At 68.5% G+C, this 16373-nt stretch carries 17 protein-coding genes; 12 read left to right on the plus strand and 5 right to left on the minus strand.

Annotated elements, in window-relative coordinates; translation table 11 throughout:
* Window positions 1-34 precede the first annotated feature (34 nt).
* Window positions 35-622 carry a TetR/AcrR family transcriptional regulator gene (locus ACPCUW_RS22330; protein WP_423426887.1) on the plus strand — a complete coding sequence of 196 codons (588 nt, stop codon included), beginning with the start codon at window positions 35-37 and terminating at the stop codon, window positions 620-622.
* A gap of 22 nt (window positions 623-644) precedes the next feature.
* Here ACPCUW_RS22330 and ACPCUW_RS22335 read toward each other — a convergent pair whose 3' ends face one another.
* Both ACPCUW_RS22335 and ACPCUW_RS22340 read right to left on the minus strand, forming a co-directional pair.
* Entirely contained in the window at window positions 645-1403 is a 759-nt protein-coding gene (locus ACPCUW_RS22335) for a histidine phosphatase family protein (protein WP_423426888.1), read from the minus strand.
* A gap of 84 nt (window positions 1404-1487) precedes the next feature.
* The gene (locus ACPCUW_RS22340; RefSeq protein WP_063017808.1) at window positions 1488-2108 is read right to left on the minus strand and encodes a TetR/AcrR family transcriptional regulator; all 621 of its coding nucleotides are present in this window, start codon (window positions 2106-2108) and stop codon (window positions 1488-1490) included.
* A 76-nt stretch (window positions 2109-2184) separates the two neighbouring features.
* On the opposite strand from ACPCUW_RS22340, the gene ACPCUW_RS22345 reads away from it, so the two are divergent.
* From ACPCUW_RS22345 to ACPCUW_RS22380, 8 genes are all read left to right on the plus strand, one after another.
* Entirely contained in the window at window positions 2185-3066 is an 882-nt protein-coding gene (locus tag ACPCUW_RS22345; protein WP_423426891.1) for a sterol desaturase family protein, read from the plus strand.
* 375 nt (window positions 3067-3441) lie between these two features.
* Window positions 3442-3987, plus strand: coding sequence for an MSMEG_0572/Sll0783 family nitrogen starvation response protein (locus tag ACPCUW_RS22350; RefSeq protein WP_030515292.1), 546 nt, complete (start codon window positions 3442-3444; stop codon window positions 3985-3987).
* 9 nt (window positions 3988-3996) lie between these two features.
* Window positions 3997-5055: an MSMEG_0568 family radical SAM protein gene (locus ACPCUW_RS22355; protein ID WP_423426893.1), complete on the plus strand. Its 1059-nt coding sequence runs from the start codon at window positions 3997-3999 to the stop codon at window positions 5053-5055.
* A 1-nt stretch (window position 5056) separates the two neighbouring features.
* On the plus strand, window positions 5057-6511 hold the full coding sequence (locus ACPCUW_RS22360; protein WP_423426894.1) for an MSMEG_0567/sll0787 family protein: 1455 nt from the start codon (window positions 5057-5059) through the stop codon (window positions 6509-6511).
* A complete protein-coding gene (locus ACPCUW_RS22365; protein WP_063017800.1) occupies window positions 6508-7431 on the plus strand; it encodes a carbon-nitrogen hydrolase family protein in 924 nt (307 codons plus the stop codon). Before ACPCUW_RS22360 ends, ACPCUW_RS22365 begins: the two co-directional genes overlap by 4 nt.
* A 45-nt stretch (window positions 7432-7476) precedes the next feature.
* On the plus strand, window positions 7477-8739 hold the full coding sequence (locus ACPCUW_RS22370; protein ID WP_423426896.1) for an MSMEG_0569 family flavin-dependent oxidoreductase: 1263 nt from the start codon (window positions 7477-7479) through the stop codon (window positions 8737-8739).
* 11 nt (window positions 8740-8750) lie between these two features.
* Window positions 8751-9602, plus strand: a complete 852-nt coding sequence (locus ACPCUW_RS22375) for a carbon-nitrogen hydrolase family protein (protein ID WP_423426897.1) — start codon at window positions 8751-8753, stop codon at window positions 9600-9602.
* The gene (locus ACPCUW_RS22380) at window positions 9602-10765 is read left to right on the plus strand and encodes an MSMEG_0565 family glycosyltransferase (RefSeq protein ID WP_423426899.1); all 1164 of its coding nucleotides are present in this window, start codon (window positions 9602-9604) and stop codon (window positions 10763-10765) included. The genes ACPCUW_RS22375 and ACPCUW_RS22380 overlap by 1 nt, the downstream gene beginning before the upstream one ends.
* A 27-nt stretch (window positions 10766-10792) precedes the next feature.
* Here the strand turns inward: ACPCUW_RS22380 and ACPCUW_RS22385 are convergent, their stop codons facing one another.
* On the minus strand, window positions 10793-11371 hold the full coding sequence (locus tag ACPCUW_RS22385; RefSeq protein WP_423426901.1) for a TetR/AcrR family transcriptional regulator: 579 nt from the start codon (window positions 11369-11371) through the stop codon (window positions 10793-10795).
* Between the two features lie 84 nt (window positions 11372-11455).
* Here ACPCUW_RS22385 and ACPCUW_RS22390 point away from each other — a divergent pair, with 84 nt between their 5' ends.
* From ACPCUW_RS22390 to ACPCUW_RS22400, 3 genes are read left to right on the plus strand one after another with little or no spacing between them, the layout of a single operon-like run.
* The gene (locus tag ACPCUW_RS22390; protein WP_423426902.1) at window positions 11456-12337 is read left to right on the plus strand and encodes an SDR family oxidoreductase; all 882 of its coding nucleotides are present in this window, start codon (window positions 11456-11458) and stop codon (window positions 12335-12337) included.
* A gap of 53 nt (window positions 12338-12390) precedes the next feature.
* A complete protein-coding gene (locus ACPCUW_RS22395) occupies window positions 12391-12903 on the plus strand; it encodes a gluconokinase (protein WP_423427068.1) in 513 nt (170 codons plus the stop codon).
* Window positions 12904-12950: 47 nt separating this feature from the next.
* Window positions 12951-15065 carry an FAD-dependent oxidoreductase gene (locus ACPCUW_RS22400; protein ID WP_423426904.1) on the plus strand — a complete coding sequence of 705 codons (2115 nt, stop codon included), beginning with the start codon at window positions 12951-12953 and terminating at the stop codon, window positions 15063-15065.
* Window position 15066: 1 nt separating this feature from the next.
* On the opposite strand, the gene ACPCUW_RS22405 is transcribed toward ACPCUW_RS22400, so the two are convergent.
* The gene (locus ACPCUW_RS22405) at window positions 15067-15483 is read right to left on the minus strand and encodes an alpha/beta-hydrolase N-terminal domain-containing protein (RefSeq protein WP_423426905.1); all 417 of its coding nucleotides are present in this window, start codon (window positions 15481-15483) and stop codon (window positions 15067-15069) included.
* 74 nt (window positions 15484-15557) lie between these two features.
* Window positions 15558-16364 (minus strand): hypothetical protein, encoded by an 807-nt coding sequence (locus ACPCUW_RS22410; protein WP_423426907.1) that lies wholly within the window; start codon window positions 16362-16364, stop codon window positions 15558-15560.
* Between the last annotated feature and the right edge of the window lie 9 nt (window positions 16365-16373).

A 16373-nucleotide genomic window follows, 5' to 3' on the forward strand; every position in this document is an offset into this window, starting at 1 on the left:
CCGCCCGTTCGCGATATCGCAACTAGGAGTTGCAATGAGTTCGTCCGCGCCTCTGGGACGTGGACCGAAGGTCCGCGCCGCCGTGCTCGCCGCCACCGTCGACGAGCTGAGCGAACGCGGATACGCCGCGTTCACGATCGACAACGTCGCCCAGCGCACCGGAGTGCACAAGACCACCGTCTACCGGCGGTGGCCCGACCGCGACAGCCTGATCGCCGAGGCGCTGGCCGAGAGTGTCGCGGCGGAAATTCCCATTCCCGATACCGGTTCGGTCGACGAGGATCTCGGCGCGCTGGCCCGCAGCCTCGTCGCCTGGGCCGCCAGCGCCTCCGGGCGAGCCATTCTGGCCGTGCTGGTGTCCACCGCCGCAGGTCTGCCCGCACCTCCGAACTCCGCACGCCATGTCTTCCGCGACCGGATTCGGCAAACGCTGCCGGTGGTGACGCGCGCGATCGCTCGTGGGGAGCTACCCGAAGGCACCGATCCGGCGGAGATGATCAAAACGCTGGTGGCGCCGATCTACTTCCGCGTTCTGATCACCGGAGAGCGGGTGGACGACGGCACCGCGGACGCCGCCGCGAAGGTGGCTCTGACGGCCGCGCGTGCCGGACTGTTCACCTGAACGGGCGAGTGGGTCGCGCCGCTCACTCGTCGGTGGTCCCCGGCATCGTCTTGCCGCGCGCGGATGTCGTGATGCCCCATGCGGCGAGCCGCAGATGGTGCTCGCCGCTGTGCCAGTGCGTGATCGAGGCGTTCGGCACCGGCGGCAAATCAGCCGGTGGCGTCGCACCCACACCGGCCAGCACGTGTGCGGCGGTGACGACGATCGCGTCGTGGGCGACGATCAGAATCCGCTCGGCGGTGGTTCGGTCGAGGTCGGTGAGCAGATCGCGCATGCGCAGCGCGACATCGGCCGGCGATTCCCCACCCGGCGGCCGATAGAACCATTCGCCGAGGCGGGCGCGGCGCTCGAACTCCTGCGGCGCTCGGCGTCGAATGGCTTGCGGCGGAAAGAGTTCGAAGATTCCCATCTCGCGGTCACGGCAGCGTTCGTCGGTCACCATGGGGAAGGCGCCGGCGCCTTCGGCAGTGCGTGCCATCGCCGCCCAGGTCTGTTGCGCGCGCAGATACGGTGAGCACACCACCAGCTGCGGCGCTCGCTCCGGGTCCAGCCCGGCCAGCCACCGTCCGAGCCCGGCGGCTTGCTCGTACCCTGTGGGCGAGAGCTCGACATCGCAGTCGCTGCCGGGGAACGGCTCGTCGGCGCCGGCGCTGAACGCGGCATTGGCTCGGCTTTCGCCGTGGCGGATGATCCAGAGGTCGCGCAGGCGATACCGCGGCGGAATCCCAGACGAGCGGTCTTCCGGAGCCGCACTCGCCGGGTCCGGACCCCTTGCCGTCATCCGATCCTCCCTGTTTCGGTCCCCTACTTCGACCAGGATGCGCGTGCTCGGCGCGCCGAGTTCGATGGTTCTACACGAGCCGTTTCAGCGGGTTGCTCCGATCGAGAAGACGATCTCGATCAAACGGGTGAAGCGGGCGGTCAGGTCGGCGGCCGATTCTTCGGGATGCGCTCGCGCCCAAGCCATTACCGCGTCTACCGCGGCGGTCCAGATGCCGGCGAGAGCTTCGATATCGCGTTCGTCGGTGTCGCCCAGGGCGTCGAGGAACCGGCGTACGCCCGAGTCGGCGTGTGCGGCGATCCGGTGGCGGTAGCCGTGTACCAGGTCCGCCACCGCACCGGTCGGCGGTGCGGTCGGGTCGTGGATGATCCGCCAGGCGGTGCGATCCGGGCCGAGGGTGTCGAAGAGGCCGCGCAAGGCGTTGCCTGGCATCGCGAAAGGTGCTGTGGCGGGGTCCATTTCGTCGTCGAGGCGCTCCAGGAGCGGGTCGGCCAGCGCGGTCAGGCACTCCGCGTAGAGCTGTTCCTTCGAGGTGAAGTGCTGATAGACCAGAGCCTTGGAGATGCCCGCGCGCCCGGCGATGGAAACCATCGACACCGCGGCGAATCCGCGTTCGGCGAACTCCCGCATGGCGGCGATCAGGATCTCCTCGCGGCGGTCCTGCGCGGGCATGCCCTTGGTTCCGAGTCCGGCGGCCGTTGACATGCGCCCGAACTTACCCTACGGTCACTTGCAATGAAGTGACCGTAGGGTCATATAATCGTTCCGGAGAGTGCCTGCGATGACCCTGTGGGAACAGATCAACCAGCCGGTGACCTACGCGGTTCCGTTCTTCGTGCTCGCGATGGTCCTGGAGATCGCCGCCCTGCGCGGTCACGCCGAGGACCGCGCCGGCTACGACGTGATCGACGCGCGGACCAGCCTGACCATGGGCTTCGTCTCACTCTTCGTCAGCGGTGCCGCGAAATTCGCCGCACTCATCGGCTATGCCGTGCTGTACGTGCACGCCCCCTGGCACGTCGACCCGCGCAACCCGCTGTCGTGGGTGGCAGTCATGCTCGCGGTGGACCTGCTCTGGTACGCCTATCACCGCCTCGCGCATCGAGTCCGGGTGGTCTGGGCGGCGCATCAGGTGCACCACAACAGCCGGTATTTCAACTACGCGACCGCGCTGCGCCAGAAGTGGAATCCGTGGTTCGAACTATTGGCCTGGGTTCCGCTGCCGCTCCTGGGCGTGCCGCCGTGGATGATCTTCACGGCCTGGTCGTTCAACCTCGTCTACCAGTTCTGGGTGCACACCGAGACCATCGGAAAACTCCCTCGCTGGTTCGAATTCGTCTTCAACACCCCCTCCCATCACCGCGTGCACCATGCCAGCGATCGGGAGTATCTGGACCGTAATTACGGTGGCATCCTGATTCTGTGGGACCGCATGTTCGGCACCTTCCGCGCGGAGACCTTCCGCCCCACCTACGGACTCACGAAGAACATCGACAGCTCGAACGTCCTCACGCTCCAGTACTACGAATTCGGCGCCTTGTGGCGGGATCTGCGCTCCACCAAGCGAATTCGCGAATGGGCCGGATATTTGTTCGGGCCGCCCGGGTGGGAGCCCGGAGCCGCACGCACGGGCGAGATCGGCGATCGGATTCCCGAAGCCTGACCGCATCGGTATCGAATTCCGGGCGATAACCGTCTGCCCGAGCCCGGCCGGCAGTCGCGCCGATGACGCTCCTGTTACAAATCGGCTCTTGCCACGCCGGCCGAATGTTAACGGCGGGAGAGAAATCCCAGCACGTTGATTACGCGGCACGGCATCCGACTTCCGAAATCCCACGCATTCGGATGCCGGTCGCGTCGAGATATGTTGGCGGACAACGGATTACCAGCGCTCGACCACAACCGTAGACGGTGAACACCCGGCAACGTCGTATTACTCCGGATGTGACCATCACGAAACACCTGGGGCGTGAACTGAACCCATCGGTGAATCACCTCGATTCCTCACCGGTCCTCGTCACATCCCCAGGAGACAAGCATGTCCGCACCCACCGAAACCACCTCCGAGATCGACAAGGCGATCGAGGAGAACATCGCGAAATCGCTGTCCGAGATTCCGCATCCGGCGCTGCCGAAAGGCACCAATATCTATGGCGCCACCAAAATCTTTCCCGACTATCAGGCCGAGGCCGGGGAAACATACTTCACCCTGGTGCACGGGATCGCGCACGAGTCGTCGGTGAGTTTCGTGGCCGTCCTGCAGGCGACTCGGGCGCTGCGCAAGGGGTTCGAGTCGGCGATCTACTTCTATGGGCCGGGTGCGATCAACTGCATCGCCAACCGCGGATTCCCGACCACCGGGGACAGCGGTTTTCCGGGTGAGCAGAACATCAACGACGCGCTGTCGACCTTCATCAAGGAGGGCGGCAAGGTATTCGCCTGCCGCTTCGGTCTGGCTCTGCACGGGGCCCGCGAGGAGGATTTGATCGAAGGTGTCATCCCCGCGCATCCGCTGGATGTGCAGGATGCGCTGATCTACTACGCACGCAAGGGCGCGATCATCAACTCCACCTATCAGGTGTAGGCGGCCGGCATGACCGAGGTATCCACGCGAGTAGACCTGGCGCTACTCGGTATTCGCGTCGACGTGCCGGTGCAGCGCCGTTCCGGAGCCGGGCCCAGCGACGACGGTCATGTGTCGTTCGGGGGTGCCGGCGCTGCCATTCCCATCCGATCCGACAGCCCCTACACGCTGAGCGGGGATCGTCTGCTGCGCGACGGCACCGATCTCGGCGTCATCGTCGAGCCGGTGCGGCGGCCCAGGTTCTACGACCTGCGCACCGCCGAGGGCATCGGCTACGAGCAGATCGCGAGGCTGCACGGCACGGATGTGCTCGCGACGACGGTGGTCCAGACGTGCATTCGATACGGCGAGGACCAACGTTGCCGATTCTGCGCGATCGAGGCGTCGCTGGCGGCGGGCACGACCGTCGCGGTCAAGCGGCCCGAGCACCTTGCCGAGGTCGCGGCCGCCGCGGTCCGGCTCGACGGGGTGCGGCAGATGGTGATGACCACCGGCACCACCGCCGGAAAGAACCGTGGCGCAAGGCATCTCGCGCGCTGTGTGCGGGCGGTGAAGCGGGCCGTGCCGCAGCTGCCGATTCAGGTGCAGTGTGAGCCACCCGGGGATCTGTCGGTCCTCGCGGAGCTGCGGGCGGCGGGGGCGGACTCCATCGGCATTCACGTCGAATCGCTGGACGATCGGGTCCGTGCGCGCTGGATGCCGGGCAAATCGACGGTGCCGCTCGCGGACTACCGGGCGGCCTGGACCGAGGCGGTGCGGGTGTTCGGGCGCAACCAGGTGTCGACCTATCTCCTGGTAGGGCTCGGCGAGGATCCCGACGAACTGGTCGGTGGGGCACGGGAATTGATCGCGATGGGTGTGTACCCCTTCATCGTTCCCTTCCGGCCGCTCGCCGGAACACTCGCCGTCGACGTCGACAACGCGAGCGCACCCTCACCGGTGCTGCTCGAGGACGTAACGCGAAGGGTCGCAACCGAACTGCGGCGCGCTGGGATGCGCGGCGCCGATCAGGCGGCCGGGTGCGCGGCATGCGGCGCGTGCAGTGTGCTGCGCACCGCGGGAGGCTGAGATGACGACGATCGAAACGCCGCGCTGGTGGCTCGACGGATCTGTGGCATCCGGCAGGCCGTCTCCCGATTACTGTGTGCTGTCCGGGCATCCGAACCCGAAGGAACCGCCCGGCGGCTTCCTGATTCGCCCGGCGGATTCCCGGCAGCTGGCCGCCTATCGAACGCTGCGGCGCGAGAGCTTCGTGGTCGAACAGGGCCTGTTCCAGAGTAGCGATGCCGACGATATCGACGATCATCCGCGCACCGTCGTGCTGGTCGCACTGGCGTCGGACGGCACTGTGCTGGGTGGTGTGCGCCTGGCCCCCGCCACCGCCGAGGACCTCGGCTGGTGGACCGGCAGCCGGCTGGTCGTGGACTGTGGCCGCCGCACGCGCGGGGTGGGCAATGCCCTCGTGCGCGCGGCCTGCGCCTATGCGGAGAGCAACAACGTGCTGCGCTTCGAGGCGACGGTGCAGCACCGATACGCCGCGCTGTTCACCCACCTCGGCTGGATTCCGCTGGGAGACACCATGTTCGGCGGCGCACCGCATGTTCGCGTGCGCTGGCCCATCGACCGCATCGACCGGCTCACGCGCTCGACCAAGGCGATGCTGGGCCCGCTGCTGACCACCCTCGGGAATGACCCATTTACCCTGGGCGGCAGACACTTTCGCGGCGATGACGGTGCGCCGGTGCCGGGCAGCGATCTCGTCGCCGCATGTGACGCCATCATCGCCTCGATGGTCGAACGCGATCCGGAATGGGCGGGCTGGTGCGCGGCCCTGGTGAATCTCAACGATCTGTCCGCGATGGGCGCCGAACCCGTGGGGTTGCTCGACGCGGTCGCGGCACCCAGCCGTTCGCTGCTCACCCGCATCCTGCGCGGCCTGGCGCGGGCCGCCGACACTTGGGGTGTGCCCGTATTGGGCGGGCATACCCAGATCGGCCCGGCCGCACTGTCGGTGACCGCCTTGGGCCGCACCGACCGGCCCGTTCCCGGTGGCGGGGGCCGGGCAGGCCACGAACTTCGGCTCACCGCGGATCTCGGTGGCCGCTGGCGCGCCGGATACACGGGGCAGCAATGGGATTCGTCTTCCTACCGCACCGGGGACGAGCTGCGGGCACTGGGCCGGTTCGTCGCCGACACCGCGCCGGCGGCCGCGAAGGATGTCAGCATGGCCGGGATCGCCGGTACGGCGGGCATGCTGGCCGAAGCATCGGGTGTCGGCGCGGAGCTGGATGTGACCCGGATGCCGCGTCCGGCGAATACCGCACCGGCCGAATGGATCACCTGCTTCCCCGGCTTCGCCATGCTCACCGCCGACCGCCCCGGATCCGCGATCGGCCCCACCGGACCCGCCACCTCCGCGGTATGCGGCGTCCTCACCTCCGAACCCGGCGTGCGTTTGCGCTGGCCGGACGGAACCACCACCACAGCGGTGCCCGGCACCGTGACCGGATTGGGTATCTCATGACCGAATTGACCATCTCCGTGGCGGCCGCCGAATTCGGCCGCGATATGGAAGCCTGCTACGACACCATCTCGGCACTGATCGGGCAGGCTCGTGCTCGCGGCAGTCGGCTGCTGGTCCTGCCCGAGGCATGTCTCGGCGGCTATCTGCCCAGCCTGGGCGGCGGCGCCGAGAACGACGAGGCTCGGCAACGCCGGTTGCGCAGCCTGCCGCCCGCCCTCGCCCTGGACGGGCCCGAATTGGCACGGATCGCCGCCATGGCGGGGGATCTCGTCGTCACCCTCGGCTTCTGCGAGGCCGACGGCGAGCTGCGCTACAACGCCGCGGTGACCCTGTCCGGCGACGGCATCCTCGGCTCCTACCGCAAAGTGCATCAGCCGCTGGGCGAAAACCTCTGCTACGCCGCCGGTTCGGAGTATCACGCCTTCGACACTCCGATCGGGCGGATGGGGATGCAGATCTGCTACGACAAGGCCTTCCCCGAGGCCGCGCGCGCCCTGGCGTTGGACGGCGCGGAGATCATCACCTCGCTGTCGGCGTGGCCGACCGCCCGCACCGCCACCGCAGAACGGCTCGAGGACGACCGCTGGACCCAGCGCTTCGACATCTTCGACCGCGCCCGGGCCGTCGAGAACCAGGTGGTGTGGATCGCTTCCAACCAGGCCGGCACGTTCGGCTCACTGCGGTTCGTGTGCAGCGCCAAGATCGTCGGGCCGGGCGGCGACATACTCGCCACCACCGGCACCGCGCCGGGACTGGCGACCGCCACGGTCGATGTCGGCCGGGCACTCGGGCTGGCCCGCGGCGGCGGCATGTACAACCTGCGGGACCGGCGGCCGGAAGTCTACGACAGCGTGGTCGCGCGCCACGGGGTCGTCGGACAGCCGTCGCTGCCGGAGGAATTGGCGGCCGCACATGCCTGAGATGACCCCGCCGTTCGTACCCGCCGCGACTTCCGGAGGGAAACCGTGACTCCGCAACCCTTTTCGATCGAACACCACGAGGTGGTGGTGATCGGCGCCGGGCAGGCCGGGCTGTCGATCAGCTGGTATCTGACCGGGCGCGGGATCGATCATCTCGTGCTCGAACGCGACACCATCGCGCACGAATGGCGCGACACCCGCTGGGACAATTTCACGCTCGTCACTCCCAATTGGCAGTGCGTGCTGCCCGGATACGGTTACAACGGCCCGCAGCCGCACGGTTTCATGACGCGTGACGAGGTCTATGCCTGGGTGCGCGGATACGCCGACACCTTCGATCCGCCGGTGCGCGAAGGGGTGGCCGTCACCGCGGTGACCGTGGCCGCGGGCGGCGGGTTCGAACTCGAAACGACCGGTGGGCCGGTGCATTCCGATCAGGTCGTGGTCGCCGTCGGCGGATATCACATCCCGACCGTGCCGCGCTTCGCCGAACGGCTGCCCGGCTCGATTCGGCAGGTGCACTCCGCCGAATACCACAGTGCCGCAGACCTTCCCGAGGGAGCCGTTCTCGTCGTCGGCACCGGGCAGTCCGGCGCCCAGATCGCGGAGGACCTGCACCTGGCCGGTCGCGAAGTCCATCTGGCGGTGGGCAGCGCGCCTAGAGTGGCCCGCTTCTACCGCGGACGCGACTGTGTGGCATGGCTGCAGGATATGGGCCACTACGACATTCCCATCGAGGATCAGCCCGGCGGGCTGGGCAAGCGCGAGAACACCAACCACTACGTGACGGGCCGCGACGGCGGGCGCGATATCGACCTGCGCCGCTTCGCCCTCGAGGGGATGCGGCTCTACGGGCGGATGACCGATATCTCCAGCGGCACAGCGCGTTTCGACCCGTCGCTGGAATCCTCGCTCGACGCCGCGGATGCCGTTGCCGAGAGCATCAAGGATTCCATCGACGACTACATCGATCGTGCGGGTATCGACGCGCCCACCGAACCGCGCTACCGGCCGGTGTGGCGTCCCGAGCACGAAGTGACCGAAATCGACCTGACCGCAAGCGGAATCACGTCGGTGGTGTGGTCGGTCGGTTTCCGGACCGACTACCGGTGGCTGCGCGTCGGGGTCTTCGACGGCGAGGGCCATCCCTGCCACAATCGCGGTGTCACCTCGGTCGAGGGCCTGTACTTCCTCGGCCTGCCCTGGCTGCACACATGGGGGTCGGGCCGGTTCGCCGCCGTCGCCCGCGATGCCGAATATCTCGCGGATCGGATCACTGTCACCGCCCGCGCGACCGCCGCCGCCTGAAGCGAATTCTCATGGCCGTCACCCGGATCGCCGCCGTCGCCGCTCATTTCGGCACCGGCATCGCCCGCGCCCTCGACAAGATCACCGGCATCGTCGACCGGCTCGCCGCCGACGGCGTCGACCTGCTCGTGCTGCCCGACGCGACGCTCGGCGGCTATATCGGCGACCTCCGCAACCCGGATCCCGCCACCGGGCCGGAGGCCATCGATCCCGAGGGTCCGGAGATCCGCCTGCTGTGCCGGCTGGCCGGGGCCATGACCATCTGCGTCGGCTACGCCGAACACTGTGAAGGCACGCGCTACAACGCGGCGGTCTGTCTGACCGGCGACGGCGTACTCGGCCGCCACCGCAAGGTCCACCAGCCCGCCGGTGAACACCTCGCCTATTCCGCCGGGGATCGCTTCTGCGCCTTCGACACCCCGGTCGGCCGCCTCGGCATGCTGATCGACTACGACAAAACGTTCCCCGAATCCGCGCGCACCCTGGCCCTCGACGGTGCGCGCACGATCGCGGCGCTGTCCGCGTGGCCGGCCAGTGTCACCGACCGCGCCTCCCGGATGCCCAACGACCGCCAATCGCGTCTGTTCGATCTCTACGACCAGGCTCGCGCGGCCGAGAATCAGGTCGTGCTCGCGTCCTCCAATCAGACCGGCATCACCGGATCGCTGCGGTTCCTCGGCCAGGCCAAGGTGGTGGGCCCGGGTGGCGACATCCTGGCCAAGACCTGGTCCAAGGGCGGCCTCGCGGTGGCCGATATCGACGTCGACGCGGAGGTGGAGCGGGCGCGCCGGGTGCTGCGGCATCTCGCGGAACGCCGCGTCGACGCCTACCACAATCTGATGACCGGTAAAGGCGGTTACTGATGCGCATCGCACTGCTCACCTACTCGACCAAGCCGCGAGGCGGGGTGGTCCACACACTGAATCTCGCCGAGGCGCTCGCGCGTCTCGGTGCGGAGGTCACGGTGTGGACGTTGGGCCGGGGCGGCGACGCGGGATTCTTCCGCCCGGTGAATCCAACTGTGACGGTACGTGTGGTGCCGTTCGAAGCCATCGACGGCGAAGCGGTCGGGACGCGAATTCTGCGTTCCATCAGTGTTTTACGCGCCGCGTTCACTCCCGTGGACTACGACATCGTCCATGCCCAGGACTGCATCAGCGCCAACGCGGTCGGCCGATGCGTTCGCACCATCCATCACCTCGATACCTTCACCACACCCGAACTGGCCCGCTGCCACGACCGTGCCATCACCGACCCCTATGCGCATATCTGCGTCTCCGCCGCGGTCGCCGCGGATGTTCACGCCGGCTGGAATCTGCGTCCCGCCGTGATCGCCAACGGCGTCGAGTACGACCGATTCGCCTCCGCCGCAAGCGATTCGGTCACCGCATCGACCGCCCGTCGCAGCTGGCAGCGATGCCTCGGTCCCTACATTCTGGCCCTGGGTGGCATCGAACCTCGCAAGGGCAGTATCGATCTGCTGGAGGCTTTCGCGCTGCTCCGCCGCGACCACGCCCAGCTGCGCCTCGTCTTCGCGGGCGGTGAAACCCTCTTCGACTACCGCGAGTACCGGGGTCGATTCGACGCGCGCGCAACCGAACTGGGCATCCGGCCCGTCATCCTCGGCACGGTCGCCCACGACGCGCTGCCCGCACTCGTCGCCGGAGCCGCGCTGGTTCCGTTCTTCTCCACCAAGGAGGGGTTCGGACTGGCGGCCATGGAGGCCTTGGCCGCAGGGGTTCCGGTGGTCGCTCGCGAGCTTCCGGTGCTTCGGGAGGTCTTCGGCGACGCGATCTCCTACGCCACCGATCCGACCGGAATGGCGGCAACGATGGCACAGAACCTGCCGCGCGACACGGCGCGCATCGACCGTGGCAGGGCACTCGCACACCGATATGATTGGGAGACAGCGGCTCTCGCGCACATGGAGTTCTACCGGGCCCATCTCCGAAGTCCGCGGGTTCGAGCGGATTCCGATGCCATAGTGCCCGAGCCGACCGCGGAACCCTTCGCCCGGCAGGGTTGATCGGACCGGGGTGTCGCTCGGGCGGAATCAGCCCAGCGCTGCGCTCGCCGCCCGCAATTCGCCCAACGCCGAGAGAACATGCCGCGCCAGTTCGTCCGAGGCGTCCCGCTGCCCGTCGGTCCATTCGGCGAACCCGCGTTTGAAGGCGAGAACTCCCAGCTCACTGGCGAGGGCCGCGGTCGGATCCGGTACACCGCGCGCGATGAGCGCCTCGGTCATCGCGGCGGCCAGCCCGACGCTCTTGAGGGCGTCGCGCTCCTGTAGTTCGGCGCTGGCGGCGACGGCCGCCTTCAGACGGGGTGCGAGCTCGCGGTTCATGGGACCCATTGCCGCCGAGGCGCGTTCGAGGCCGGCGGCGACCGCCTCGAGGGGTGTGGCACGTTCGGGCGCTTCGGCGATGCCCTCGGCCAGTAGCCGGCTCAGCGTCTCCTGGCCGGCCACGAGCAGTTCACGCTTGTCCGGGAAGTGCCGGAAGAAGGTGCTTTTCGTGACACCGGCGCGTTCGGCGATCTGCGCGACCGTCGTCGCGTCGTATCCCTGCTCGGTGAACAGGTCGACCGCGGCGACGACAAGGCGTTCTCGTGCGCCCGGTTCCCATCGACCCATGGGTTCATCATAAGTGATGGGACAAGAGTCCCGTCACCGTGGTAGCGTGACGGGACAAAGGTCCCATCACTGGAGGAGTTATCCATGCGCGTCTTCGTCACCGGCGGCACCGGACTGATCGGTTCCGCGGTGGTCGCCGAACTGCTCGGCAACGGCCACACCGTGCTCGCGCTCGCCCGCTCCGACGCGTCCGCTGCCGCCGCCGAGGCCACCGGCGCCGAAGCACTGCGCGGCGGCCTCGCCGACCTCGACGTCCTGCGGGCCGGTGCCGCTCAGGCCGACGGAGTGATCCACCTGGCGTTCGGCAACGACTTCAGCAGCGCCGATGCCCTCGCCGCCACCGTCGCCGAGGAAAGTGCGGCCCTGGCGACGATGGGCGAGGAACTCGTCGGCAGCGACCGCCCCTTCGTCACGGTCTCCGGGACGCCCAGCGTGGCGGGCCGAACATCCGCCGAGACCGATCCCGTATCAACCGACGGGCCCGTGGGTGGCCGCGGGCGGGCGGTCACGGCCGTTCTGGATTTGGCCGCGCGCGGGGTCCGGAGCACGGCCGTGCGGATGCCGCGCACGGTGCACAACCAGGGCACCGGCGGATTCGCCGGCCTGCTGACCAACATCGCCCGCCGGACCGGGGTCTCCGGCTACCCGGGCGACGGCACCCAGCGCTGGCCGGCCGTCCACGCACTCGACGCGGCAGTCCTGTTCCGCCTCGCCCTGGAACGGGCGGAACCCGGTACCGCCTGGCACGCCGTCGCCGACGAGGGCGACCGAGTGCGAGACATCGCGGAGGTCATCGGGCGGCAGCTGAACCTGCCCGTCGAGTCCGTTCCCGCGGATACCTACGGCCCGCTCGGCCCGATCTTCGCGGCCGACCAGCCCTCGTCCAGCACGCACACCCGTGAGGTGCTCGGCTGGGAGCCGACGCACCCCGGCCTGCTGGAGGACCTGACGAATATCCGCCCGTGATCGGTTGCGGGCGTGGCGACGGTGTCGGTTACCGTGCCAGGGTGAACGCCCGCATGCGCCCGCTCGGTGTGGTCGTGATGGGGGTTTCCGGCACCGGGAAATCGACGGTCGGTCGTCTCCTGGCCGACCGGCTCGGTATTCCGTTCGCGGATGCGGACGATCTCCACTCGACCGCCAATATCGCGAAGATGTCCGCCGGGATTCCGCTCACGGATGAGGATCGCGCGCCCTGGCTCGCCGCGGTCGGGGGGTGGTTGCGCGAGCGGATGGCCGAGGAGACCGGCGGTGTGATCGCGTGCTCGGCGCTGCGGCGGCGGTATCGCGATATCGTGCGGGCCGCCGCGACCGAGGTGATTTTCGTGCATTTGATCGCCGATCGCGACGAATTGGTGGCTCGCATGTCGCGCCGCCGGGGCCATTACATGCCTGTGTCCCTTGTCGATTCGCAATTGCGCACGCTCGAGCCGCTGGACGCCGACGAACGCGGAGCCGTGCTTCACACCGATCGGACTCCGGAGGTTCTCGCGGACGAGGCCGCCGCGCTGGTGCGGTCGATGTCTCGGTGATCGGGAGGTTTGCCCTGGCCCGCTGCCGGGAGTTCTAGCTTCGACCCGTGCCGCGCAACCAGACCTTTCCCCATCTGCTCGCTCCCGGAACCATCGGGCCGATGACCGTCCCCAACCGCGTCGTTCTGCCCGCGATGGATATGAACCTCTGCGAAGACGGGGAGATCGAGCAGGGCGATATCGATCATTTCGTCGCGCGGGCGGCCGGTGGGACGGGGCTGATCATCACCGGGTGCTGTGCTGTCGCCTATCCGGTGGGCTGTGCGAGCACCAAGGAACCCGGGCTGTCCGAGGACCGGTTCATTCCCGGGCTCCGGGCGCTCGCGGACGCCGTCCACGCCGCGGGCAGCAAGTTGTGTGTGCAGATGACCCACCACGGCAAGATCGCCCGGATCGATACCGTGCAGGGGCGCCCGCTGCTGGTTCCGTCGGCGCCGAGCGGCTCCGCGGATCTGTCGGCGCTGGCCGACAACACTCCGGAAGAACTGCAGAAGCTGGCCGCCGTCACGGGCGGTAAGCAGGCCACCTATCGCGAGGCCACGCAGGACGATATCGATTGGGTGGTGCGTTGTTTCGCGGAGGCCGCGCGACGGGTGCGAGCGGCCGGCGGTGACGCGGTCGAAATTCATTGCGCACACGGGTACATACTCGGCGGCTTCCTGAGCCGGGCGGACAACAAGCGGACCGATGAATGGGGTGGCTCGCTGGCGAACCGGGCGCGCCTGGCGGTCGAGGTGATTCGCGCGGTCAAGGCCGAGGTCGGCGATTCGCTGGCGATTCTGGTGCGGATCGCGGGCCGTGAATTCGGTGAGGACGACGCGCTGACCACCGAAGAGGCGAAGCAGGCTTCGGCGCTGTTCGAGGCGGCCGGTGCCGACGCGATTCATGTCACGGGCTGGGGACGTAACCCGTTCTCCAATTTCACCGATGGGCCGCTACCCGACCACGTCGGCGCCTATACGGAACTGGCGGGCGAGGTGAAGAAGGCCGTCTCCATTCCGGTGATCGCGGTCGGCCGGGTGCTGCCGGAGATCGGCGACAAGGTCATCGCCGAGGGGAAGGCGGATTTCGCGGCGATGGGGCGGCAATTGCTCGCCGATCCGGACTTGGTGAACAAGCTGCGCGCCGGGACACCGCAGAACGTCCGGCCTTGCATCAATTGCTATGTGTGCGTGCAGGAGAACTTCTGGGACGACACCCCGTTGTGTGCGGTGAACCCAGCACTCGGCAACGAGAAACTCCTTCCGCTGGTTCGCAGCACGACCGCGAAACATGTCGTCGTGGTCGGAGCCGGTCCCGGCGGGCTCGAGACCGCCCGCCTCGCCGCCGAACGCGGCCACCGAGTCACGGTGCTGGACAAGGCCGATCGCCTCGGCGGCACCCTCTGGTTCTCCAGCCTCACCACGCCCGACAACGAACGGCTGCTGAACTGGCTGAAGGTTCAGGTCCAGCGACTCGGCATCGACATCCGTCCGAAGACCGAGGCGACCGTGCCGTCGATCACGGCGCTGAATCCCGACGTGGTCGTGGTGGCTACCGGGGCGGTGCGGGATCGCCCGGCAGTTCCCGGCAGCGATCTGCCGCACGTGCACACCGGTGACACGTTGCGCGCCTTGATGACCGGTGTGGGCGATGTTTCGCGGGTGCCACCGTTGCTGCGTACCGCCGCGAAGCTGGGCAAGATTTCGGGGGTGACGAAGAGTCCCGCCGCGATCCGGTCGGTGACGCGCCACTTCCTGCCGATGGGCAAGAATGTGGTGGTGATCGGGGGTTCGCTTGTCGGACTGGAACTTTCGGAGTTCCTGGCCGAACGCGGGCGCGCCGTGACGCTCCTCGAGGAAGGCCGACAGCTCGGTGTGCCGATGGCGATGCCGCGGCGGTGGACGGCCGTTCGGCATGCGGGCGAGGCGGGCGTCACCATTCACCGGCACGCGACCGTACTGCGAATCACCGAGCAACACGTCGAGTTTCGCGTCGGCGAGCAGATAGCGACCGCGCCGGCGGACATGGTCGTGGTGGCCTCCGGGGTCTCGGCGCAAGCACCCCTGGCCGATGCGCTGGCCGGGGTGGTTCCCGAAGTGCATGTCGTGGGTGATGCCGGTTCCGTCGATTACATCGAGGGCGCGATCCACTCGGCATGGAAGGTCGCGGCCGCGTTGTAATTCAGACGCGCAGGAGTTTCCTCATCCCCCACCGCAGTCCGCGTCCCAGCGCCACCAGGAAGACTGCGACCACAGCCGAACCGAAGGCGCAGCGCAGCCAGTACGCGGCGCCGACCGGGGCCTCCCCCATGGCCGCGTGCAGGCCGTTCTGCCACGCGGCGGCGCGCACGACGACCGCCGTCACCACGAAGCCACAGATCAGCAGGATCGGGACGCGGTGGCGGCCGAAGCGTTCGTCGATGTCGATCCGCCAACGGCTCAGCGTCCAGCGCAGCAGACCGGACACTCCGATAGCCAGCGCCACCGGCACACCGGTCAGGATGGCCTGGGATACGGAGGTACGTGGCAGCACGGCCGGCAGCAGCGACATCACGACGGCGAGGGTGACGGCGACGACCGTATCGATGCGCGGACGCACGTGGAGAGACCGGTGCCGGCGGGGCTTCGTCGTCGCGTTCGCCCGCGGGGTTGCGCTCTGCATCGTCACGGCGCTTACCCGGCGGCACCGGCTTCCGCGACGGCAGCGGCGGCCGGGAGCCGAGCCGGGCGCAGGCGCCGCCACGCCACGATGCCGACGATCGCCGCCGAGACCGCTCCCACCGCGGCGGGACCACCGACATGGAGCAGCTGATCGCTGAGCCGTTCGCCCGACAGCTGCGTGCCGAACAGGAACTCCGGATCCGGCGTCGCGTAGTTCTGCCGCCGGGAATTCAGGTCGACCCCCGTGGTGGCGACCGTGGCCAGGACGTCGCAGCGGGCGCGGGCGGCGGCGTCGGTGCGCGTATCGCAGGCGGCGTGCATGCGGCGCTGCAGGGTGGCGTCGATGGCCTGGCGTGCCCACGGCTGCAGCGGTTGCTGCCGCTGTTCGGCGTAGCGCAGCATGTCGTAGCCCAGGTCGTGCGCCTTGCACGCCTCGGTGAACTCGGCGGGAAGCTGGATCGGCGACGAGCAGTCACCGTCGGGATCGACCAGGATCCCGTCCTCGACCACCGGCCGATAGCCCGCCTCGGCCGCGAAATCAGCGGGCAGGGCCACCGACCACGGGTGATCGCCGACCAAATCGGCCACGGCGGCCCGAGCCGGCAGATTCTCCACGCCCGGCTTCGCCACCGCCGCCGAGGCGGGCATGGCGGGCGCGAAGGCCAGCGGGACCATGGCGGTCATCGTCGCCAGCAGCACCGAGACGACCACCTGGCGAACCTTGCCCAGGCGTCGTGGCCGGCGATCTCGGGCGGGTGCGGTGGACGTCGATTCCGGCAGGGCGCGCGGCCCGGCCGAACCCGGTGATGCGTCGGTCATGGATGCCGA

Origin of the sequence: Nocardia sp. AB354 (genome assembly GCF_049538315.1) — a bacterium.
In the GTDB taxonomy this organism is placed as follows: domain Bacteria; phylum Actinomycetota; class Actinomycetes; order Mycobacteriales; family Mycobacteriaceae; genus Nocardia; species Nocardia nova.

Excerpts from the sequence above, each read along its gene's own strand:
- ACPCUW_RS22355 (WP_423426893.1), top strand. The coding sequence starts at position 3,997 with ATGACCGAGGTATCCACGCGAGTAGACCTGGCGCTACTCGGTATTCGC.
- ACPCUW_RS22365 (WP_063017800.1), top strand. The coding sequence starts at position 6,508 with ATGACCGAATTGACCATCTCCGTGGCGGCCGCCGAATTCGGCCGCGAT.
- ACPCUW_RS22345 (WP_423426891.1), top strand. The coding sequence starts at position 2,185 with ATGACCCTGTGGGAACAGATCAACCAGCCGGTGACCTACGCGGTTCCG.
- ACPCUW_RS22390 (WP_423426902.1), top strand. The coding sequence starts at position 11,456 with ATGCGCGTCTTCGTCACCGGCGGCACCGGACTGATCGGTTCCGCGGTG.
- ACPCUW_RS22380 (WP_423426899.1), top strand. The coding sequence starts at position 9,602 with ATGCGCATCGCACTGCTCACCTACTCGACCAAGCCGCGAGGCGGGGTG.
- ACPCUW_RS22385 (WP_423426901.1), bottom strand. The coding sequence starts at position 11,371 with ATGGGTCGATGGGAACCGGGCGCACGAGAACGCCTTGTCGTCGCCGCG.
- ACPCUW_RS22350 (WP_030515292.1), top strand. The coding sequence starts at position 3,442 with ATGTCCGCACCCACCGAAACCACCTCCGAGATCGACAAGGCGATCGAG.
- ACPCUW_RS22395 (WP_423427068.1), top strand. The coding sequence starts at position 12,391 with ATGCGCCCGCTCGGTGTGGTCGTGATGGGGGTTTCCGGCACCGGGAAA.
- ACPCUW_RS22335 (WP_423426888.1), bottom strand. The coding sequence starts at position 1,403 with ATGACGGCAAGGGGTCCGGACCCGGCGAGTGCGGCTCCGGAAGACCGC.
- ACPCUW_RS22410 (WP_423426907.1), bottom strand. The coding sequence starts at position 16,364 with ATGACCGACGCATCACCGGGTTCGGCCGGGCCGCGCGCCCTGCCGGAA.
- ACPCUW_RS22340 (WP_063017808.1), bottom strand. The coding sequence starts at position 2,108 with ATGTCAACGGCCGCCGGACTCGGAACCAAGGGCATGCCCGCGCAGGAC.
- ACPCUW_RS22360 (WP_423426894.1), top strand. The coding sequence starts at position 5,057 with ATGACGACGATCGAAACGCCGCGCTGGTGGCTCGACGGATCTGTGGCA.
- ACPCUW_RS22330 (WP_423426887.1), top strand. The coding sequence starts at position 35 with ATGAGTTCGTCCGCGCCTCTGGGACGTGGACCGAAGGTCCGCGCCGCC.
- ACPCUW_RS22375 (WP_423426897.1), top strand. The coding sequence starts at position 8,751 with ATGGCCGTCACCCGGATCGCCGCCGTCGCCGCTCATTTCGGCACCGGC.